At 56.2% G+C, this 19,421-nt stretch carries 18 protein-coding genes; 9 read left to right on the top strand and 9 right to left on the bottom strand.

Annotated elements, in window-relative coordinates:
- Positions 1-61: 61 nt before the first annotated feature.
- From ABJF76_RS02860 to ABJF76_RS02875, 4 genes are all read left to right on the top strand, one after another.
- Positions 62-2,422 (top strand): xanthine dehydrogenase family protein molybdopterin-binding subunit, encoded by a 2,361-nt coding sequence (locus ABJF76_RS02860; protein WP_413820639.1) that lies wholly within the window; start codon positions 62-64, stop codon positions 2,420-2,422.
- Positions 2,423-2,566: 144 nt separating this feature from the next.
- Positions 2,567-3,355, top strand: a complete 789-nt coding sequence (locus tag ABJF76_RS02865; protein WP_413820638.1) for an FAD binding domain-containing protein — start codon at positions 2,567-2,569, stop codon at positions 3,353-3,355.
- Between the two features lie 200 nt (positions 3,356-3,555).
- Positions 3,556-4,206, top strand: a complete 651-nt coding sequence (locus ABJF76_RS02870; RefSeq protein ID WP_413820637.1) for a hypothetical protein — start codon at positions 3,556-3,558, stop codon at positions 4,204-4,206.
- Between the two features lie 97 nt (positions 4,207-4,303).
- Positions 4,304-4,603: a hypothetical protein gene (locus tag ABJF76_RS02875; protein WP_413820636.1), complete on the top strand. Its 300-nt coding sequence runs from the start codon at positions 4,304-4,306 to the stop codon at positions 4,601-4,603.
- A 289-nt stretch (positions 4,604-4,892) separates the two neighbouring features.
- Here ABJF76_RS02875 and ABJF76_RS02880 read toward each other — a convergent pair whose 3' ends face one another.
- Positions 4,893-5,642, bottom strand: a complete 750-nt coding sequence (locus ABJF76_RS02880) for an SDR family NAD(P)-dependent oxidoreductase (RefSeq protein ID WP_413820635.1) — start codon at positions 5,640-5,642, stop codon at positions 4,893-4,895.
- Between the two features lie 71 nt (positions 5,643-5,713).
- On the bottom strand, positions 5,714-6,265 hold the full coding sequence (gene infC, locus ABJF76_RS02885; protein WP_413820758.1) for a translation initiation factor IF-3: 552 nt from the start codon (positions 6,263-6,265) through the stop codon (positions 5,714-5,716).
- Positions 6,266-6,472: 207 nt separating this feature from the next.
- Between infC and ABJF76_RS02890 the strand changes: the two genes are divergently transcribed.
- On the top strand, positions 6,473-7,636 hold the full coding sequence (locus ABJF76_RS02890; protein WP_413820634.1) for a hypothetical protein: 1,164 nt from the start codon (positions 6,473-6,475) through the stop codon (positions 7,634-7,636).
- Between the two features lie 129 nt (positions 7,637-7,765).
- On the opposite strand, the gene ABJF76_RS02895 is transcribed toward ABJF76_RS02890, so the two are convergent.
- The 6 genes from ABJF76_RS02895 to cysG all read right to left on the bottom strand — a co-directional run bounded on the left by ABJF76_RS02895 (position 7,766) and on the right by cysG (position 13,250).
- A complete protein-coding gene (locus ABJF76_RS02895) occupies positions 7,766-8,617 on the bottom strand; it encodes a ferredoxin--NADP reductase (protein ID WP_413820633.1) in 852 nt (283 codons plus the stop codon).
- Positions 8,618-8,713: 96 nt separating this feature from the next.
- On the bottom strand, positions 8,714-9,124 hold the full coding sequence (locus ABJF76_RS02900; RefSeq protein ID WP_413820632.1) for a DUF934 domain-containing protein: 411 nt from the start codon (positions 9,122-9,124) through the stop codon (positions 8,714-8,716).
- A complete protein-coding gene (locus tag ABJF76_RS02905; protein WP_413820631.1) occupies positions 9,121-9,852 on the bottom strand; it encodes a phosphoadenylyl-sulfate reductase in 732 nt (243 codons plus the stop codon). The genes ABJF76_RS02900 and ABJF76_RS02905 overlap by 4 nt, the downstream gene beginning before the upstream one ends.
- 27 nt (positions 9,853-9,879) lie before the next feature.
- The gene (locus ABJF76_RS02910) at positions 9,880-11,544 is read right to left on the bottom strand and encodes a nitrite/sulfite reductase (RefSeq protein ID WP_413820630.1); all 1,665 of its coding nucleotides are present in this window, start codon (positions 11,542-11,544) and stop codon (positions 9,880-9,882) included.
- The gene (locus tag ABJF76_RS02915) at positions 11,544-11,843 is read right to left on the bottom strand and encodes a DUF2849 domain-containing protein (protein WP_413820629.1); all 300 of its coding nucleotides are present in this window, start codon (positions 11,841-11,843) and stop codon (positions 11,544-11,546) included. The genes ABJF76_RS02910 and ABJF76_RS02915 overlap by 1 nt, the downstream gene beginning before the upstream one ends.
- Positions 11,844-13,250: a siroheme synthase CysG gene (cysG, locus tag ABJF76_RS02920; protein WP_413820628.1), complete on the bottom strand. Its 1,407-nt coding sequence runs from the start codon at positions 13,248-13,250 to the stop codon at positions 11,844-11,846.
- Positions 13,251-13,396: 146 nt separating this feature from the next.
- Here cysG and ABJF76_RS02925 point away from each other — a divergent pair, with 146 nt between their 5' ends.
- Positions 13,397-13,864, top strand: coding sequence for an Lrp/AsnC family transcriptional regulator (locus tag ABJF76_RS02925; protein ID WP_413820627.1), 468 nt, complete (start codon positions 13,397-13,399; stop codon positions 13,862-13,864).
- A 79-nt stretch (positions 13,865-13,943) separates the two neighbouring features.
- Here ABJF76_RS02925 and ABJF76_RS02930 read toward each other — a convergent pair whose 3' ends face one another.
- Entirely contained in the window at positions 13,944-15,116 is a 1,173-nt protein-coding gene (locus tag ABJF76_RS02930) for a cytochrome P450 (protein WP_413820626.1), read from the bottom strand.
- 64 nt (positions 15,117-15,180) lie between these two features.
- Between ABJF76_RS02930 and ABJF76_RS02935 the strand changes: the two genes are divergently transcribed.
- The 3 genes from ABJF76_RS02935 to ABJF76_RS02945 all read left to right on the top strand — a co-directional run bounded on the left by ABJF76_RS02935 (position 15,181) and on the right by ABJF76_RS02945 (position 19,390).
- Entirely contained in the window at positions 15,181-16,914 is a 1,734-nt protein-coding gene (locus tag ABJF76_RS02935) for a sensor histidine kinase (RefSeq protein WP_413820757.1), read from the top strand.
- On the top strand, positions 16,911-18,140 hold the full coding sequence (locus tag ABJF76_RS02940) for a sigma-54-dependent transcriptional regulator (RefSeq protein ID WP_413820625.1): 1,230 nt from the start codon (positions 16,911-16,913) through the stop codon (positions 18,138-18,140). Before ABJF76_RS02935 ends, ABJF76_RS02940 begins: the two co-directional genes overlap by 4 nt.
- Positions 18,141-18,388: 248 nt before the next feature.
- A complete protein-coding gene (locus tag ABJF76_RS02945; protein ID WP_413820624.1) occupies positions 18,389-19,390 on the top strand; it encodes a DctP family TRAP transporter solute-binding subunit in 1,002 nt (333 codons plus the stop codon).
- Positions 19,391-19,421: the final 31 nt, after the last annotated feature.

The raw sequence follows: 19,421 nt of genomic DNA on the forward strand, positions 1-19,421 counted from the left end.
ATGAAGCAGGGGACGAAAGATTAACGGGCTTGGGCCCGTGTGACATTCAGGGAGGAATGACATGCCAAAGGACGCAGGTATTGGCGCCAGCTCGAAGCGGCGCGAGGACGTACGGTTTCTGACAGGGGTCGGGAATTATACAGATGACATCAATGTAAATGGACAGGCGCACGTATTTTTTCTGCGCTCGGACATTGCACACGGGACTCTAACTTCGGTGGACACTGCCGCCGCGACTGGAATGCCCGGTGTGGTACAGATTTTCACAGGTGCCGATTTTGAGGCCGTTGGGTCGATCCCATGTGGATGGCAAGTGACGGACAAGCACGGGGAAGCCATGCAAGAACCCCGCCACCCTGTATTGGCCCACGGCAAAGTGCGCCATGTGGGTGAACCGATCGCTGCCGTTGTTGCCGAAACATTAGAACAAGCGCGTGATGCGGCTGAGGCGATTGTCGTCGACATTGCCGAATTGCCAGCCGTTATCGATATGAAAGAGGCCGTCAAAGATGGTGCGCCCAAGGTGCATGACGATCTGACGTCCAACCTTTGTTATGATTGGGGGTTTGTTGAGGAAAACAAAGCCGCCACTGACAAGGCCTTTGAGGATGCTGCGCACGTCACCACCCTTGAGTTGGTCAACAACCGCCTTGTGGCCAACCCGATGGAGCCGCGCGTGGCTGTTGGGGATTATTCACGTGGGACGGATGATCACACGCTTTATACCACCTCGCAAAACCCGCACGTCATTCGCTTGTTGATGGGGGCGTTCGTGCTTGGCATTCCAGAGCACAAGTTGCGCGTTGTGGCGCCAGACGTTGGTGGCGGTTTTGGCACTAAGATCTTCCACTATCAGGAAGAGGCCTTTGTCACTTTTGCGGCTAAGGCATGTAATCGCGCGGTCAAGTGGACCTCGTCGCGTACAGAGGCGTTCATGTCGGACGCCCATGGCCGTGACCACGTCAGCAAGATCCAATTGGCGTTGGATGCGGACAACAACTTTACCGCGCTGCGCACGGACACCTATGCGAATATGGGTGCCTACCTTAGCACATTCGCGCCAAGTGTGCCCACGTGGCTGCATGGCACATTGATGGCGGGCAACTACAAGACGCCGCTGATCTATGTGAATGTGAAGGCTGTGTTTACCAACACTGTGCCGGTTGATGCCTATCGTGGCGCTGGGCGCCCAGAGGCCACATACCAGTTGGAACGTGTCGTAGACAAAGCGGCCCGCGAGTTGGGTGTTGATCCGATTGCGCTGCGTCGTCAGAACTTTATCACTCAGTTCCCCTATGCAACGCCTGTGGCGGTTGAATATGACACGGGTGATTATGTTGCCACTATGGATAAGCTTGAAGAAATGGGCGACTTTGCCGGTTTTGAAGCGCGTCGTGCCGAAAGCAAGAAAAACGGCAAGCTGCGTGGGCTTGGGGTCAACTGTTATATCGAGGCGTGCGGCATTGCGCCGTCCAACCTTGTTGGCCAGCTTGGTGCGCGTGCGGGTCTGTATGAATCAGCCACTGTGCGGGTGAATGCCACGGGCGGGCTTGTCGTTATGACGGGTTCACACAGCCACGGGCAGGGTCACGAGACGTCTTTTGCCCAAGTTGTGGCTGAGATGATCGGTATTGATGAAAGCATGATTGAGATCGTGCATGGGGACACCAACCGTGTGCCGATGGGCATGGGGACTTATGGATCTCGTTCCATCGCGGTGGGCGGATCGGCCATGGTGCGTGCAACGGAAAAGATCATTGCAAAGGCTAAGAAGATTGCCAGCCACCTGTTGGAAGCGTCTGAAACGGATATCGAGTTGAAAGACGGCGCGTTTTCTGTGGCGGGCACGGACAAATCTGTGGCTTGGGGTGATGTAACCTTGGCGGCCTATGTGCCGCACAACTATCCGCTTGAGGACATCGAGCCGGGCTTGGAGGAGACTGCGTTTTATGATCCTTCCAACTTTACCTATCCGTCAGGCGCTTACGCCTGCGAGGTTGAGGTTGATCCGGACACTGGTAAAGTCACGATTGATCGCTTTATGGCGGCCGATGACTTTGGCAACATTATCAACCCGATGATCGTAACCGGGCAGGTCCATGGTGGCTTGGCCCAAGGGATCGGTCAGGCGTTGCTGGAAAACTGTGCCTATGACGAAAACGGTCAGCTGCTTAGCGCGTCCTATATGGATTATGCGATGCCGCGTGCAGATGATTTGCCGATGTTCAATGTGGATCATTCTTGTCAGACGCCGTGCACGCACAACCCATTGGGCGTGAAGGGCTGCGGTGAGGCGGGGGCGATTGGGTCTCCTCCTGCGGTGGTCAATGCGGTTGTGGATGCGTTGCGTTCGGGTGGGTCTGATGTGACCCATGTGGATATGCCGCTGAGTCCGGATCGTGTTTGGGCAGCAATGCAGTAGGGATGAAAACGTGGGACTGGGGCGCTGCCCCCCACGCCAAAGGCGTGATGTTGAATGAAGTTGGCGCGCCTATGGCGCGACACCCCCGGAGTTTATTTGGCAAGATGAAGATGGATCAGATTGCCGAAAGAAAGGTCTGAAAAGATGTACAATTTTGATTTTGAACAACCTGCTTCTGTTGCCGATGCCGTCAAGGCGTTGGGTGCTGAAGACGCGCAGGCGCTGGGCGGGGGACAGACGTTGATCCCTACGCTTAAGCAACGTCTTGCCAGCCCGACGACATTGGTGAGCCTTAACGGGATTTCCGAGTTGCAAGGGTTGAGCACGGGCAGTGATGGTGCGCTGTGTATTGGTGGGGCGACCAACCATGCCACAGTCGCGGGCAAGGCGGGGGCATACTCTGCGCTTGCCGCGACGGCGTCCCATATTGGCGATCCTGCTGTGCGCAACCGTGGCACCATTGGTGGGTCGTTGGCCAACAATGACCCGTCTGCCTGTTATCCCGCAGCGGCTTTGGCATCGGGGGCGACTATCGTCACCAACACGCGCGAGATCGCAGCGGACGACTATTTTCAGGGCATGTTCGAGACAGCTTTGAACGAAGGTGAAATCATCACCGAGGTCCGCTTTCCTGTGCCTGAGGCGGCGAACTATCAGAAGTTTGTGCAACCTGCATCGCGTTTTGCTTTGGTAGGTGTGTTTGTCGCCAAATACGCCGACGGGGTGCGTGTGGCCATTACGGGCGCGTCCAATGACGGTGTGTTCCGTTGGGCCGAGGCCGAAGCGGCATTGTCGGCCAACTTCTCAGCCGACGCGCTTGATGGGCTGTCTTTGAGCGGGGATGATATGATTTCTGACCTGCATGGCACGGGCGCTTATCGCGCGCATTTGTGTGCTGTCATGACCAAGCGGGCGGTCACAGCTGCGGCGTGATATCTGACATCGAGATTTGATTGCGGGGCTGCCTTTGGGCGGCCCCTTTTTGTTTCCAACAGCGGTGACAGTTAATGCGCAATTTGTAGGCTGCATTCCGCATGAACGACCGCTCCTTTCAAATTTGGAGATGAACTTGGACGTTTTCAAGTTATGGTGAATGCACTTACGGCCATTAACAATTGAGAGGTTGGAAGAAAATGCAATCAGCTTCACTAGTATCGCTTATGAATTTCTTGGTTTCGATTGTGGCACTGCTAACTTTCATCGGCTACTCGTTCCTTACGGACTATTATGGCCAATTTGGACTTTCTTTCGCCGATTTAAATTCAGATGCCAGGCACTTTTTGGTAAGGGGAGTCGACTTAATCCGTTACGATTTCCAGCTTCTGGGAACGCTGCTAGCTGTTGCTGTTGCCAGCATGGCCGTCGGCGCACCCTATGCAATCAAATTGTGGAGCCGACGTATACCGGTGACTGCTCTCGTCATTCCGTTCGCCGGAATCTTTCTTTTCCTTTCAGAAGTCAGAGTTACTCAGTTGGCACAGGTGCTCTACAATCGTGACTTGAATGCGGACACATCGGCTCTTAGGCAGTTGGTTTGTTTAGCAACGGAAGGTGAAAGCGCCGTTGATTTCTTGAATTCCGAGGTTTTTGCGGGTAACAAGATACTTGTTTTGAGTAGAACTGATGACCGTATTGTAGCTTTTTTCTCACCTAAATTTGATGTCCCAGGAGTAGATGTCGATGTTTTTACTATCAAAATACCAAATTCATACGTCCTCAGAGATTCGTCAGCTCGTGCCGCTTTGCCTTCTACTGCTGACCGCAACTCATGCTTCAGCGGATAGTTTGAGGTTCGGAACTGATACATATTTGGGCAAGGTGATTTCAATAGATCAGAGACACTTCGTTTTTGACTTCAATTGCCAGAACGAGCCGACTTCGGTGGAACTGGAAATCGGTATGGAGCTAAGCATTGATGGGAGCTGTCTTGATTTTGAGCCGCCCGCACTGGGTGGCAGTGATTGGTGTGCCGGACTCATCAATAACAACCTATTTACGTGGATCGTTGTATATACAGAACCTAACAAGGACTCAGAAGTCTGGGCCTTTGACGAAGCAATCTTTAAAGACAACGAGCTTTCTTTAGGTGTCGATGGTGACTTCTTTCAGATGACGTTAGGAGAAGCGACGCTTAGGGTTGAAAATAAAGATTGGTGCGTCGGAAGGGCGGACCAGTTTTAATAGGGTACGATTAAGGTACAAACCTAGTTGCAAGACAAGGTTGGTGCTTGACCCTCAATAGAATTTGTTGGCGGCAATGTTTGCAAAAGCCGACTTTAAAACAATAAATGCGATCGGCAGCTTCGTCCCGCACAGCGGACCTCGGAGCTAAAAGACAAGAGAGTCCGCAGTATGTGATTTCAGGTGCCGCGCGTCGAAAGACCGTTGTACGATCAAGAGGCGTCGTTTGTGGCCGTAACCAGTCGCGCGTGGGCATTGTCGCCTGCATTAAGGTCTACGTTACTTTGCCTTAAATCGAACCCGCTTCGACCATAAAGTTGCTGGCGGTGCACATCGCTGCATCATCCGAGGCCAGCCAAAGCACCATGCGCGCCACATAGATCGGATCGATCAAATCGGGCAGGCATTGGCGGGCGCGGTGTGCCTCAAGTGCTTCGGGGGTGGCCCACAGCTCTTTTTGCCGCTCGGTCATGATCCAGCCGGGTACAACTGTGTTCACCCGGATACGGTGATCACCCAGATCACGCGCCATGGTGCGTGTGAGGCCATGTACGGCGGCCTTGGCGGTGGCGTAGGCAGGAAATCCGCCGCCTGCTTCCCACCAGCTGTTGGACCCGAGGTTGATGATGGACCCGCCCCCGGCCTCGATCATGCCAGGAGCCACGGCCTGCATCACAAAGAACATGTGGCGCAGATTTGTGTTCATGCGCTCGTCCCAATACTCGGGCGTCACATCGCGCCAATCGTGGCGATCATCGCGCGCCGCGTTGTTGGCAAGCACGGTAAAGGGACCGACCTGTTCGGCCAATGTGGCGATGGCGGACTGAGTGGCCCTGATGTCGCGTAAATCGCAAAGGGCGTGGGGCGCGCCTGTGGCTTTGGTGACGTCGGCAGCACTTGGTGCATCGCGGTCCAAAAAGGCAACGCGCGCACCTTGGTCCGCAAAGGCTTGCACCGTTAGGCGGCCAATGCCGGACGCACCGCCCGTGACCAAAACGGACGTGTCTTTCAGACTTGGGTAGTGTGCGAACTGTGCCATATTGGGGTCCCTCGTGGATCAAAAATGAAAAGGGCCGCGAAATGCGGCCCCTCAATAACAAGGATTCGATCTTAGCCCTTGGCAGGAAGAGGACCGATCAGCATGACCATTTGACGGCCTTCCATTTTTGGGAAGTTCTCGACCCGGCCTTGTTCTTTGGTGTCTTCGGCAACCCGCTCCAGCAATTCGCGGCCCAAGTTTTGGTGCGCCATTTCGCGACCACGGAAACGCAGGGTGATCTTGACCTTGTCGCCGTTTTCCAAAAACTTATACACGTTGCGCATTTTGACGTCGTAATCATTGGTGTCAGTGTTCGGACGGAACTTGACCTCTTTGATTTCAATGATCTTTTGCTTTTTACGAGCCTCGGCTTCGCGCTTTTGGGTCTCGTATTTGAACTTGCCGAAATCCATGATCTTACACACCGGCGGCGATGCATTCGGAGAGATTTCAACCAGGTCCAGCCCAGCGTCTGCGGCCATTTCCATGGCACGTTCGGGGCTGACAACACCGGCGTTTTCGCCGTCGGCGCCAATGAGGCGGATTTCTGCGCCACGGATCTTGTCGTTGACGCGCGGGCCGGTGTCGCGTTGCGGCGGCGCATTGTGTGGTCTGCGAGCGATGGTGGTTGTCCTTGGATTGTTGATGAATTTCGCGAACAAAACGTAGCCCGCCACTTCGGTTTCTTCAACCCACGAAATAGGCCATACTGCGCCTATGAGTGAGAAATTCCCCCTTGAACCTTTTCCCTCATACGCGCAATTGACGTCTCAGAATGAACAACGCACCTGACGCGTTTTTCAGTGGTTGGTTAAGTAAGGACATAAAGTATGAAAAACCTGATTTGGATTGTCGTGGCTGCTGTGATCGCGGGTGGGGCGTATTTGCTCTATTCTGGGAAATCACCGCAAGAAGCTTTGAATGAGGCCGCAGATGCAGTCAACGCACCCGAAGCGTTGGAAAGTGCCAGTGAAGCTGTCGGCGATGCGGTTGAAGCGACGACTGATGCGGCCGAAGGTGCTGTGGATGCAGCGACGGATGCAGCTGAAGGCGCTGTTGACGCTGTGACTGATGCAGCCGAAGGGGCCGCAGATGCAGTTGCGGACACGGCTGAAGCTGCGGGCGAAGTTGCAGGTGACGCGGTAGACGCCGCGACTGATACAGCAGAGTCGGTTGTGGAAGCCACTGGCGATGTCGCGGCGGATGCAGCTGATGCGGCTGGCGACGCGGTTGATGCAGTAACCGACACAGCTTCAGACGCGGTCGATGCTACAACCGACGCCGCGAGCGATGTTGTTGAAGGTGCTACGGAAACAGCAAGCGATGCAGTCGAGGCGGTAACAGACACAGCCACTGATACAGTAGACGCTGCAACAGATGCTGGTGCCGAAGCTGTAGATGCAGCGACAGAAACAGCCACAGACGCTGTTGAGGCAACGACTGAAGCCGTGACCGACACGGCAACAGACGCTGTAGATGCGACAACGGATGCTGCGACTGACGCCGTTGACGCAACCACTGAAGCGGTAACCGACACTGCAGCAGACGCTGTTGAAGCAACCACTGAAGCTGCGACAGACACTGCAGCAGACGCTGTTGAGGCAACGACTGAAGCTGTGACAGACACTGCCGCGGACGCTGTTGAAGCAACGACTGACGCGGTGACAGACACTGCAGCAGACGCCGTTGAAGCAACAACTGACGCAGTGACAGACACGGCAACAGATGCGGTAGAAGCCACAACGGATGCAGCCACTGAGGCCGCAACTGACGCAGCAGTTGAGGGCGTCGCAGAAGCTGCTGATGCTGGCAGCATCACTGATCTTTTGAGTGTTGACGGTTTTGATCTGAGCAAAGTTTCAGACATGATCGATGGGTCTGAGCTTGGAACGTTTCAGAAAACTGCGCTGAAAACCGGTTTGCAGCAAGCACAGGACAACCCCGAATTGCTGACCACGGCATTGGACGCTGTGAAAAGCGCGCTGGGTTTCTAATTCAAACACCTGAATGAGAATGTAAAAGGCCGCGTCCCACATTGGGGCGCGGCCTTTATTTATGCGATGGTGGATTAAAATCCACCTTACCGATGGTGTCGTAAGGTGGGTTTTAACCCACCAACGTGGTCAATCCAGAAACGCTTTTTCGACGACGTAATGTGCAGGCTTTGAATTTGCGCCTTCTTCTAGGCCATAACCTTCGAACATTTCTTTAAGCTCGATATTGAATGCAAGGTTGCCACAGATCATTGCACGATCTGTCGCAGCATTCAGAGGCTCTACGCCCAGATCTGTAAAGGCTTCGCCCGATTTCATAAGGTCAGTGATCCGGCCCATCTTCGGGCTCTCTTCGCGGGTCGTGGTGGGATAGTACTTAATCTTCTTCCAAAACCCTTCGCCGATCAGTTCGTTCAGCAGTTCGTCGTTCTTCAGATCTTCGATCAACTTTGCACCGTAGGCCAGTTCGCCCGCTTCACGGCACGTGTGTGTGATGACGATTTCGTCGTAGTCTTCGTATGTTTGCGGTTCGCGCAGCAGCGAGGCAAAAGGCGCAAAGCCTGTGCCTGTTGCAAAGAACCACAACCGTTTGCCGGGCAGCAGCGCGTCGTGCACCAGCGTGCCCACAGGTTTGGGGCGCAGGATGATTTCGTCACCTGCTTTGATGTGTTGTAACCGCGATGTCAGGGGACCGTCTTGGACCTTGATAGAATAAAACTCCAACTCTTCGTCCCAAGAGGGCGACGCGATGGAATAGGCCCGCAGCAGCGGTTTGACCTTGCCCGTTTCGGGGTGCGGGTCGCCCATCAGGCCGATCATTACAAATTCGCCTGAGCGAAAGCGCAACGACGCAGGGCGCGACACGCGGAAGGAAAATAACCGATCTGTCCAGTGCGTGACTTGGGTCACCACTTGGGCGTCGGGCAGAGTAGGAGTGGCCTTGACGGCATTGGATTGGGTCACGGGGCTATGCTCGTTCATTTGTATACAAGCGTTAGCTTACACCAACGCTGCTCCGATTAGGAAGAGGTTTTGTCGATTGGGGTGCCGGGCGAAATGCCGCGCCCAAAGGTGTTACTAGTGGTTGGACGCACCGCGCACGCGCGCGTGGTAGTCGTGGTCTTGCCAGTCAGCGCGGAACTGCCACTGATCTTCGGGCTGACGCGCTGCAAGGGATTGGCTGATTTCGACCTCGTCAAAACCGGACCGACGCGCCATTGCGTATTGGTCCGAAATCACGTGACCGCGTGCCCGCAGTCGTCCCTGATACCCACGCAACCGCAACATGCGTGCAATTGTGAAACCGCGCCCGTCGGCGAAGCTGGGGAAATCCACGCGGATGATTTCAGCGCTCAGCGGAATGGTGTCCGGATCTGCATCCGAGGCGACATCTAAAGCGACGGCATCATTGGCCGCTTCGCCCAGAGTTGTATAGCCATGTTCCCAAGTGTCTGGGCCAAAGCCCTGATCTGTCACGATAATTGTCATTGTGGTGCTCCTTTGCGGACCATCTTGCCATCGACGAAGTGGATGCCACATTCGTCCTTGTTTGAGTCGCGCCAGCGCCCGGCGCGTGGGTCTTCGCCCGCTGCAACCGGAGACGTACAAGGCGCGCAACCGATGCTGGGATAGCCTTTGGCCACCAGCGGATGCCGGGGCAGGCGGTTCTCGTCCATGTATTCGGCTACATCTTGGGGGGCCCAACGGGCCAGTGGATTGACCTTGATGCGGTTTGTGCCTGTCTCGACTTCAAAAAACTCTAGCGCGGCGCGGGTGCCGGATTGATAGCGTTTGCGCCCGGTGATCCAGCCCTGAAAGGGTGCAAGCGCCGTTTGCAGGGGGCGCGTTTTGCGCAAAGCACAGCACGCATCGGTGTCGCGTTGATGCAGAGTTTTATCTGCGTCTTCGGTTGCGATGTCGTCGGCACGGATGACGCGAACGTTGCTAAGGCGCAGGCGTTCGGCCAGTTCTTGTTGATAGACAAGCGTTTCGGCAAACAGCATTTCAGTGTCGATGAAAATCACCGGCACGTCGCGTTTTACCATCGCGGCTAAGTGCAGCAAAACCACAGATTCCGCCCCGAAGCTGGACACCAGCGCAAGGTCAGGCACGGCATCAAATGCGGCGCGCAACACGTCGGTTGCACCATGGTGCGTCAGTCGCGCGTTCAGTGCTGACACCAAGGTTTCCCTTGGGGCCAGCGCTGTGTTTTGCATATTTGGGGAACAATGAAGCATGCGGGCTTACTCTGCTGCGACCTTAGCTTCGGGATAGAGCGCGGTTTTGAATGGCGCGAGGCCGGTGCGCTTGTAGGTGTCGATGAACTGTTCGTCTGCGTCTTGGCGCAGGTCCAGATAGGTATCAACGATGCGATCAATGGCTGGCACGATATCATCCGCCGAGAAACCCGGCCCAACGCGATCGCCGACAGCGGCGCTTTCGGTGTGATCGCCACCCAATGTGATCTGATAGCTTTCGACGCCGGCGCGATCCAGTCCAAGGATGCCAATATGGCCCACATGGTGGTGACCGCAGGCGTTGATGCAGCCCGAGATTTTGATCTTGAGTTGCCCAATATCGTGTTCGCGTTTGATGTCGTCAAAGCGGGTGGCGATTTCTTGCGCGATTGGGATCGAACGTGCCGTGGCCAGCGCGCAATAGTCCATGCCGGGGCAGGCGATGATGTCGCTGATCAGGCCGATATTGGCGGTTGCAAGGCGAGCTTCTTTCAAGGCGGCGTGCAGGGTCGGCAGATCCGAGACATGCACATGCGGTAAGATCACGTTCTGCTCGTGGCTGATGCGCAATTCGTCGTGGCCGAATTGTTCGGCCAAATCCGCCATCAGGCGCATTTGGTCGGCAGAGGCATCGCCCGGCGTTTCGCCATGTTTCTTCAGCGAGATGGACACAATTTTATAACCCTCAGCGCGGTGCGCGGTCAGGTTTGTATCGGCCCAGCTGCGAAACACGGGGTCGTTGTGATAGGCGTCTTTGAACCCAGCCTCGGATTTGGTGACAAAGGTTGGCGGGGCAAAATGCCCTTCGATTTCGCGCAGCATCTGTTGATCGACGCCAGTGAAGGTTTGGCGGGTTTGTACAAAGCGGTCTTCGACTAAACGGCGGATTTCGTCGATGCCGTGTTCGTGCACGGTGATCTTGATGCGTGCTTTGTATTTGTTGTCACGACGCCCGATTTGGTTCCAGACAGACACGATGGCCTCAAGGTAGGGCAAAAGGTCAGCTTCGGGCAGGAACTCGTTGATAACTTTACCAATCATTGGTGTGCGGCCAAGGCCACCCCCAACGATCACTTCGAAACCGCGCGCGCCGTCACGTTCCAACATGCGCAGACCGATGTCGTGCGCTTTGGTCACGGCCCGGTCGTTGGGTGAGCCAGTGATCGCGATCTTGAACTTGCGCGGCATGAACTGGAATTCAGGGTGGTCGGTGGACCACTGACGTAGCAATTCGGCCACCGGGCGCGGATCAGCGATTTCGTCCGCAGCAGCGCCAGCAAAGTGGTCTGCCGTCACGTTGCGGATGGTGTTCCCGCTTGTTTGGATGGCGTGCATGCCGACCTCGGCCAACGCATCCAGCATGTCAGGAACGTCCTTCAATGCAGGCCAGTTGTACTGAATATTCTGACGCGTGGTGAAGTGGCCATAACCCTTGTCCCAACGTTCGGCCAACTCGGCCAGTTTGCGCATTTTGGCGGAATTCAACGACCCATAGGGGATCGCGACGCGCAGCATGTAAGCGTGCAATTGCAGATACAGACCGTTCATCAGGCGCAGGGGCTTGAATTCGTCCTCGGTCAACGACCCGTCAATGCGGCGCTCGACTTGGGCGCGGAATTGGGCGTTGCGTTGGGCCAGAAAGGCGGTGTCAAATTCGGAATAGCTGTACATTAGTTAAGCTCCGCTTGCTTGCCATGGGCATAGTTGGAAGGGCCGGTCGCGCGAAAGTCTTCGCGGAAATGGGTTGGCGTCGGTGTGCCGTTTTCAATAGCAACATCAGCGAGATAGGCACCAACGATTTCGTCAACCTGTTGGCTGGCTTCGATGAGACGCAGGTCGGCATCAGCCTCTTCGGTCAGGACTTCGGCATCGGCCAGATCGCGGCTCCAACCAGTTGCAGTTTTATAAATCACGTCACCTGCAAGCAGGTGATTGGCGGTGATGACTTTGGGGGTGAATGCTTTGGGCATTTAACGGGCCTCCTGTGCCAGATCGGGCATGGGGATTTCGGGAAGGGCGGCAACGGCACTGCGCGGGGCAAGGCCGATGAATGTAAGGGCGGGACCAGCAAGATTTGCGTTCGAAATCGTCGGTTCCATTTCAGCCACAGTGGTGGACAGAACACGTTGATCGGCACGGCTGGCGTTTTCGATCACAGTGACGGGCGTGGCCGGATCAATGCCATGCATCAGCAAACGGCCTTGGACAAAGCGCGCAGACTTCTTGCCCATATAGACGGCGGCGACTTGGCCTGCCTCTGCCAGGGCTTTCCAGTCATGATCGGCAAAGCCTTGCATATCGTGTCCGGTCAGGAAGCGCACCGAAGTGTTACGTCCGCGCTTGGTCAATGATTGACCGATGGATGCCACCGCAGCCGAAGCAGAGGTGATACCCGGCACGATGTGCCATTCAAGACCGGCATCCGTGGCGGCATCAATTTCTTCGTCCAAGCGGCCAAAGATTGTCGCATCGCCAGATTTCAGGCGCACAACCTGCGCACCCTTCAACCCATGTTCAACGATCAATGCGTTGATCGTTTCTTGCGGAGTTGATGGGCCAAAGGCCTCTTTGCCCACATCGATCATGTTTGCCTCGCGACGGGCCAGTTCAAGGATTTCAGGGCTGATCAGGCGATCGTAAATCACCACATCGGCCTCATCCAGCGCTTTGCGGGCCTTGAGGGTCAACAACTCAGGATCACCGGGGCCTGCGCCAACAAAGGCGATATGGCCCTTGCGCGCCGTCTTCATCAGATGATCGGCCAGTAGCGTATCGAGGGCCGGTTGAACGGCCTCAACGCTGCCAGCAATCGCCTTGGGGCCTGCGTTGAAATAGTAATCACGCCAGAAATCACGACGCGCACGGCCAAAGGGCAGGGCATCAGCCGCCTTGCGAAATACTTTGCCAATTGCAGCAAGGGTGCCAAGCGAGGTCGGCAGTTTTGCTTCGAGGTCAGCCTTGATGGCGCGCGCCAGTACAGGGGCCGCACCTTCGGTGCCGATGGCGATGGTGACAGGGTCCCGGTCCACGATGGCAGGTGTGATGAACTGACTGTCGGCCAGATTGTCCACGATGTTGACCAAAGCCCCATCCGCATGTGCAATCGCAGCCGTCCGTTTGTCTTCAACCGCATCCTCATCGGCACCGTAAAACAAAGCGGCGCACATAGCGTCACCCGGTTCCATCGCGCGGGCGATTAATTTCAACTTGCCCGCGTCAGCCCATGCAGAAATCTGCGCATCGGCGTCAACGGCAAAAACCGTGATATGGGCCTGAGTTTTCATTAGCAGGCGCAACTTGGCCAATGCGGCATCTCCGCCACCAGATAAAACAATGCGCCGCCCAGAGGTGTTCAGGAAGATTGGAAAGTGGTTCATCGCAAAAGTCCCTTCGGGTCACTAGCACTAGCCGTTAATATAGAACATTGTTCTGGTTTGTTGCTATGTCTGCGCATAGATAAGGATGATTGTTCCAATTTGGCGTGGCGTTAGAACGCCCGTCCACAAAACGACAGGAGTATGGAATGGATGTTCGCATTGACGAGGTAGATCGCAAAATTCTGGCCGAGATGCAGCGCGATGCCAGTCAGTCTTTGGACGATATTGCGCGCGCGGTGGGCTCGTCCAAGACACCCGTTTGGAATCGGATCCGCAAGCTACGCGAAGGCGGCGTTATTGGCCAACAAACGGTGTTTCTAGATGCCGAAGCACTGGGGTTCGAAGCCTGCTTTTTTGTCCTAATCCGCACATCAGAACACGGTGCAGAATGGCAAGCTAAGTTCCTGCAAGCATTACGCGATCGCGCCGAAGTGCAAGAGGCGCACCGCCTTGCAGGCGACATCGATTATATCCTGAAAGTCCGCGTAAAAAACGCCCGCGCCTATGACGTCTTTTATCAAGCACTAATCTCCGAAGTCCGTGTTCACAACGTCACGGCCCTGCTTTCGATGGAAGAAATTAAATCAACCACCATGCTCCCACTCGACTCGTAAACCCATCTTTGGGTCAAAAATACCTCGGGGAGCCCGCAGGGCGGGGCAGAGCCCCTAAAACATGTCGTGCGCAGCGCCTTTAGATCACGACCTTCAATTGGTCTAATTTATGAAAATGATAGCTGTCCGCAAACCGCGGCGCTTGGCCGATGCGCAACTGTGGCGCGTGGACAAACAATGCAGGCAAGGCAATCTGCATTTCCAACCGCGCAAGTGGCGCACCAACACAAAAGTGTAATCCCCCACCAAAGGCCAGATGGGCAGGCTTTTTGCGTTTGGGATCAAATCGATGCGGATCAGCGAACACAGCCGAATCACGCCCCGCAGCCCCCAGCATCAAGGCGATTTCTTCGCCGGGGCGCAGGACATGGCCCCCAATCTGAACCTCTTCATAGGCGTAGCGCGTGAACATGTGCAGCGGCGGGGTGAAGCGCAGCAATTCCTCAACAGTTCCGTCAATTGTATCCGGCCCCAACGCCTGCGCAGTCCCGGTTTCAAGTAAACATTTTACCGCATTGCCCAGACTGTGCACCGTTGCCTCGTGGCCCGCATTTAGCAGCAAAACACAGGTGCCGATCATTTCATCCAACGCAAGGGTCTGCCCCTCAGCCTCAGCCGCGATCAGTTCGGTGATCAGATCATCACGCGGATCATTGCGGCGGGTTTCAATGTAGCTGCTTAGAAAGTCGGTGAATTCAACCGCGGCAGTGTTGGCTGCGTCCTCAATCGCGCGGGAGCGTCCGGCTTGATACATGGCCACCATTGCCGACGACCAACGCAAAAGGTCGGCGCCCATGGTTTCAGGCACACCCAAAAGGCGCGCGATGACCCGCACGGGCACCTGCGCGCAAAAGGTCGGGATCAGGTCGAAATCACCCGCTGGTAACGCGGCCAGCAGTTCGGCGCAGATGGCGTGAATATCGCGCGCAAGCCCGGCAATCCGGCGCGACGTAAACGCATGCAGCACCAAGCGGCGCAAGCGGGTGTGTTCGGGCGGTTCTAGCTCTAGCAGCGAATGCCTCTCGACCGCGTGAAAGGCTTTCAGGTGATCCGGCACTGGTTTGCGCCGTGTATCCGGTACGGCCCGGCCCAATCGTTTGTCACGCAATAGGGCATGGACGGTGGCATGGTCGAACGCAGCCAACATGCCATAGTCTTTCCAAAACAGAACAGGCCCATCGACGCGCGCGCGGTCGTAAACCGCATAAGGGTTTTGCACAAAGCCGGGATCGTGGGGGGATTGGATCAGCATGGATCAAGATGTTTCAGCCCTGCGCGCGCTTGGCAAGGGGGCATTGTCCGGGATAACGTGGCGCATGGTGGATGGCTATCTGAGACGCGTTTTTGTGGTGCTGGGCTTTATTGCTCTTGTCGCGGCCGCGACGACGGGCGTGTGGCGCTATGGCTATGTGCAGGCGCTTGATCAACTTGCACGGCAGGGGCGCTCTGATTTGGCTTTGGCCAGTGATCGATTGACCGGACAATTGCAACGATACCGCGAATTGGCGGTTCTGGTGGCGGACCACCCGCAGGTCGGCGCTGTTTTGACCGGCCAAAACGTTGCCACAGCCGAGGCGCTGTTACTTGAAATCGCAGACAAAACGGCCGCCGAAGACATTCGCCTGACGGACGCCACCGGCTTTGTTTTGGCGCGTGCACACCCCGAGTTGGCAGAATTTGATATGGCCCCTTTGGTGCGCCGCGCCGCCCAAGGGGCGCTTGGGTGGGGCAACGGGACGACCACGGATGGGGGGCGGGTTTTTGCCTATGCAGCACCTGTGTTTGACGGGCAATCCCAAGTCAAAGGTGCGGTGGTTGTCACAGCGGACCTTGCGACGATTGAACTGGATTGGGTGGGCTCGAACCCTGCGGTATTTTTTACCAACGCAGGCGAACAGGTGTTTATCACCAACCGCTCAGAAACCGTGTTCTGGACGCGCCCCGAAGACGCGCCGGGGTTAAAACCTGCGGACGGGCCTGCGTTGCCTTTTGACAGTTACCGTGTCGGGCGCCACGAGGTGTGGCAGATGGGGTGGGGGCCGTATTTACCACAAAAGGCACTGCATCTGGTACGACTTTTGCCGGTGATCGGCATGAAGGGAGAGGCGCTTGTGGATGTGGCTCCAGCGCGCCGCCTTGCGACCTTGCAAGCGGCTGCTTTGGCGGCACTTTGCCTTGCCTTTGGGGCGATGCTGTTTTTGGCAACTGAGCGTCGACGCACATTGGCTCAGGCCAATGCCCAACTCGAAGCGCGGGTGGCCGAACGCACCGCCGCGCTTTTGGACACAAACACCCAATTGCGCCGCGAAGCAATCGAACGCGAAGAGGCCCAAACAGCCCTAAAACGCGCCCAAGAAGACTTGATGCGCGCAGGTAAGTTAAGTGCACTTGGGCAAATGAGTGCGGGCCTGAGCCATGAATTAAACCAACCCCTTATGGCGATCCAGACGTTCGCCGAAAACGCGGTGGCTTTTCTCGAACGCGACACGCCTGCGCGGGCCAGCGATAACTTAAGCCGTATCTCGGACATGGCGCGGCGCATGGGGCGGATCATCAAAAACCTGCGCGCCTTTTCCCGGCAAGAAAGCGAACCTGCCGTGCGCGTTGATCTGATTGAGGTCCTGAACAGTGCTGTGGAATTGACCTTGCCGCATCTGCGCCATGGGGGAATTACATTGGACTTCACTCCGCCCGATGCACCCGTCTGGGTGTCGGGGGGCGAAGTGCGGTTGGGGCAGGTCTTTGTCAACCTGATCTCGAACGCTGTTGATGCCATGGCGGGGCAAGATACGCGTGTTCTGCGGATCGACATTGCGGGCGAAACGGTCACGGTGGCCGACACTGGCCCCGGCATTGCGATGCCTGCGCAGATGTTTGACCCGTTCTATTCCACCAAAGAAGTCGGCGCTTCCGAAGGCATGGGCTTGGGCCTGTCAATTTCCTACAGCATCATCCAAAGCTTTGGCGGCAAAATCAGCGGTCACAACGGGCCGGAAGGGGCGGAATTCGTGGTGGAACTGAACGGTTGGGCAGACGAGGCCGCAGCATGAGCAAACACGTATTGGTGGTCGATGACGACGCAGCAGTGCGCGACGCGCTGGCGCAAACGCTTGAATTGGCCGATTTGCACCCCATCACGGCCGGGTCGTTTGTGGTGGCCAAAGACCACATCAAAGCGGATTTTGACGGCGTAATTCTGTCGGATATTCGCATGCCCGGGCGCGATGGTTTCCACCTGTTGGCTCATGCGCGACATGTGGACGAAGACTTGCCCGTTGTTCTTTTGACGGGCGAAGGTGACATCCCAATGGCCGTGCAAGCGATGCGCGAGGGGGCCTTTGGGTTTTTGGAAAAACCATGCGCGCCGCGTGACTTACTGGCCGTTCTTGAGCGGGCGCTAAAGACCCGCACCTTGGTGCTGGAAAACCGGCGCATGCATGATCTGGTTAAAACGGGCGACCCAGCGGCGCGGATCATTTTTGGCAGTTCTGAAAACGCCGAACGGTTGCGTGATCGCGTGCGCCGGGTTGCACCTTTGGACACCGAAGTGTTGATCACAGGCGCACCGGGCACTGGGATTTCCAAGGTGGCCGAGGTTGTGCACCTTAGCTCGCGCCGTTCCAAAGCGCCGTTTGTCAAACGCGCCGCGGCGGATCTGACGCCTGCCGCCTTGGTCGAGGCTTTGGACACCGCGGCAGGGGGCAGCCTGTTTTTGGATGAGGTGTCTCAGCTGTCGGCCGCCAGTCAATTGACGATGCTGGAAGCGTTGGAAGACGGAGCAAGCGCGCGTCTGCTTGCCGGCAGCACGCGCGACCTTGGGCTTGCAGTCGAAAAAGGGGTGCTGAACGGTGATCTCTATTACCGTCTTGAGGTGATGCCGGTCCGTGTTCCATCACTAAGCGAGCGTCCCGAAGATATACCAGTGATGTTTCGCCACTATGCCGCGCAGGCTGCTGAACAGGCCGGGCTTGAGCTGCCCGAGATCAGAGCCGACCACGTTGCAGACCTGATGGCACGGGACTGGCCCGGCAACGCGCGCGCATTGATGAGCGCGGCCATGCGGTTTGTTTTAGAGATGCCTGAAGATGGCGTGGCACCTTCGGACCTTGGGCTGGCCGAACAGATGGCGCGGGTGGAACGATCATTGTTGATCGCTGCACTTGAACGCCAAAATGGGCAGGCCAGCGCTGCAGCGCGCGCGCTGAAGCTGCCGCGCAAGACGTTTTACGACAAATTGGCGCGCTATCAGATTCGGGCCGAGGATTACCGGCGTTAACCTGTGCGGTTTATTGCACAGGTGGTGTGCTGCTTGTGCGGTTTTCCGCACTTTTGGGGCTGTGGAATTTGAGTATTGTGGGAGCAATGAAGCGTAAGTTGCTGAAAAGTAGCGAAATGTTTGGGTTTTGCCGATCGCTGTAAAATCAAGCTGTTGCGACGTCGTGGTTCGGTGAACAGTGTGGGTCTGCGCGGGCTCTCTTTTTTGGGCTGTGCCAATTTAAAACAATTCTCTGGGAGGAGACATTAATGAAACTCATGACCGCTGCCGCCACGGCATTGGCCCTGACCGTAAGTGCTGGCGCTGTTGCTGCCGCTTGTGACGCAGGCGAAATCGTAATCAAGTTCAGCCACGTGACCAACACCGACAAGCACCCCAAAGGTGTTGCTGCATCGTTGTTTCAACAGCGTGTGAACGACGAAATGAACGGCAAGGCTTGCGTCGAAGTTTTCCCGCAATCCACGCTTTATAACGATGACCAAGTACTTGAGGCATTGTTGCAAGGTGACGTGCAGATGGCTGCGCCGTCTTTGTCCAAGTTCGAGCAATTCACCAAAGTGTTCCGCATTTTCGATCTGCCCTTTATGTTCAAGAACATCGATGCGGTTGATGCGTTCCAAAAGTCCGAAACTGGCGAAGCGATGAAGGCATCGATGACGCGCCGCGGTCTGCTGGGCCTTGAGTTCTGGCACAATGGCATGAAGCAAATGTCGGCCAACAAGCCGTTGAACTTGCCCACCGATGCGTCTGGCTTGAAGTTCCGCGTGCAGCCATCTGACGTGATCAAGGCGCAGATGGAAGCCATTGGTGTGTCGCCTCAGCCTATGGCGTTCTCCGAAGTGTACGGTGCACTGCAAACTGGCGTTGTCGACGGACAAGAAAACACATGGTCCAACGTTTGGGGGCAGAAGTTCTTTGAAGTGCAGGACGGCGTGACCGAAACCAATCACGGTATCATCGACTATATGGTCGTTGTGTCTGTGGATTGGTGGGACAGCCTTGATGGTGATGTGCGCGATCAGTTGGGCACAATCATGGAAGAAGTCACAACCACCCGGAACGCTGAATCCACGGGCGTGAATGCGGCTGCGCGTCAGTCGATCATCGATGCGGGCGGTGTTGTGCGCGAACTGGATGCAGACACCCGTCAGGCGTGGGTCGATGCGATGAAACCTGTTTGGACAGAGTTCGTGGGCGATGTCGGTCAAGACAACATCGACGCGGCCCAATCCATCAACGCAGGCTTCTAAGCCAAACTTTACCCGAAAAAATGCCCAGTCC

Origin of the sequence: Tateyamaria sp., assembly GCF_039940735.1 — a bacterium.
Lineage (GTDB): Bacteria > Pseudomonadota > Alphaproteobacteria > Rhodobacterales > Rhodobacteraceae > Tateyamaria.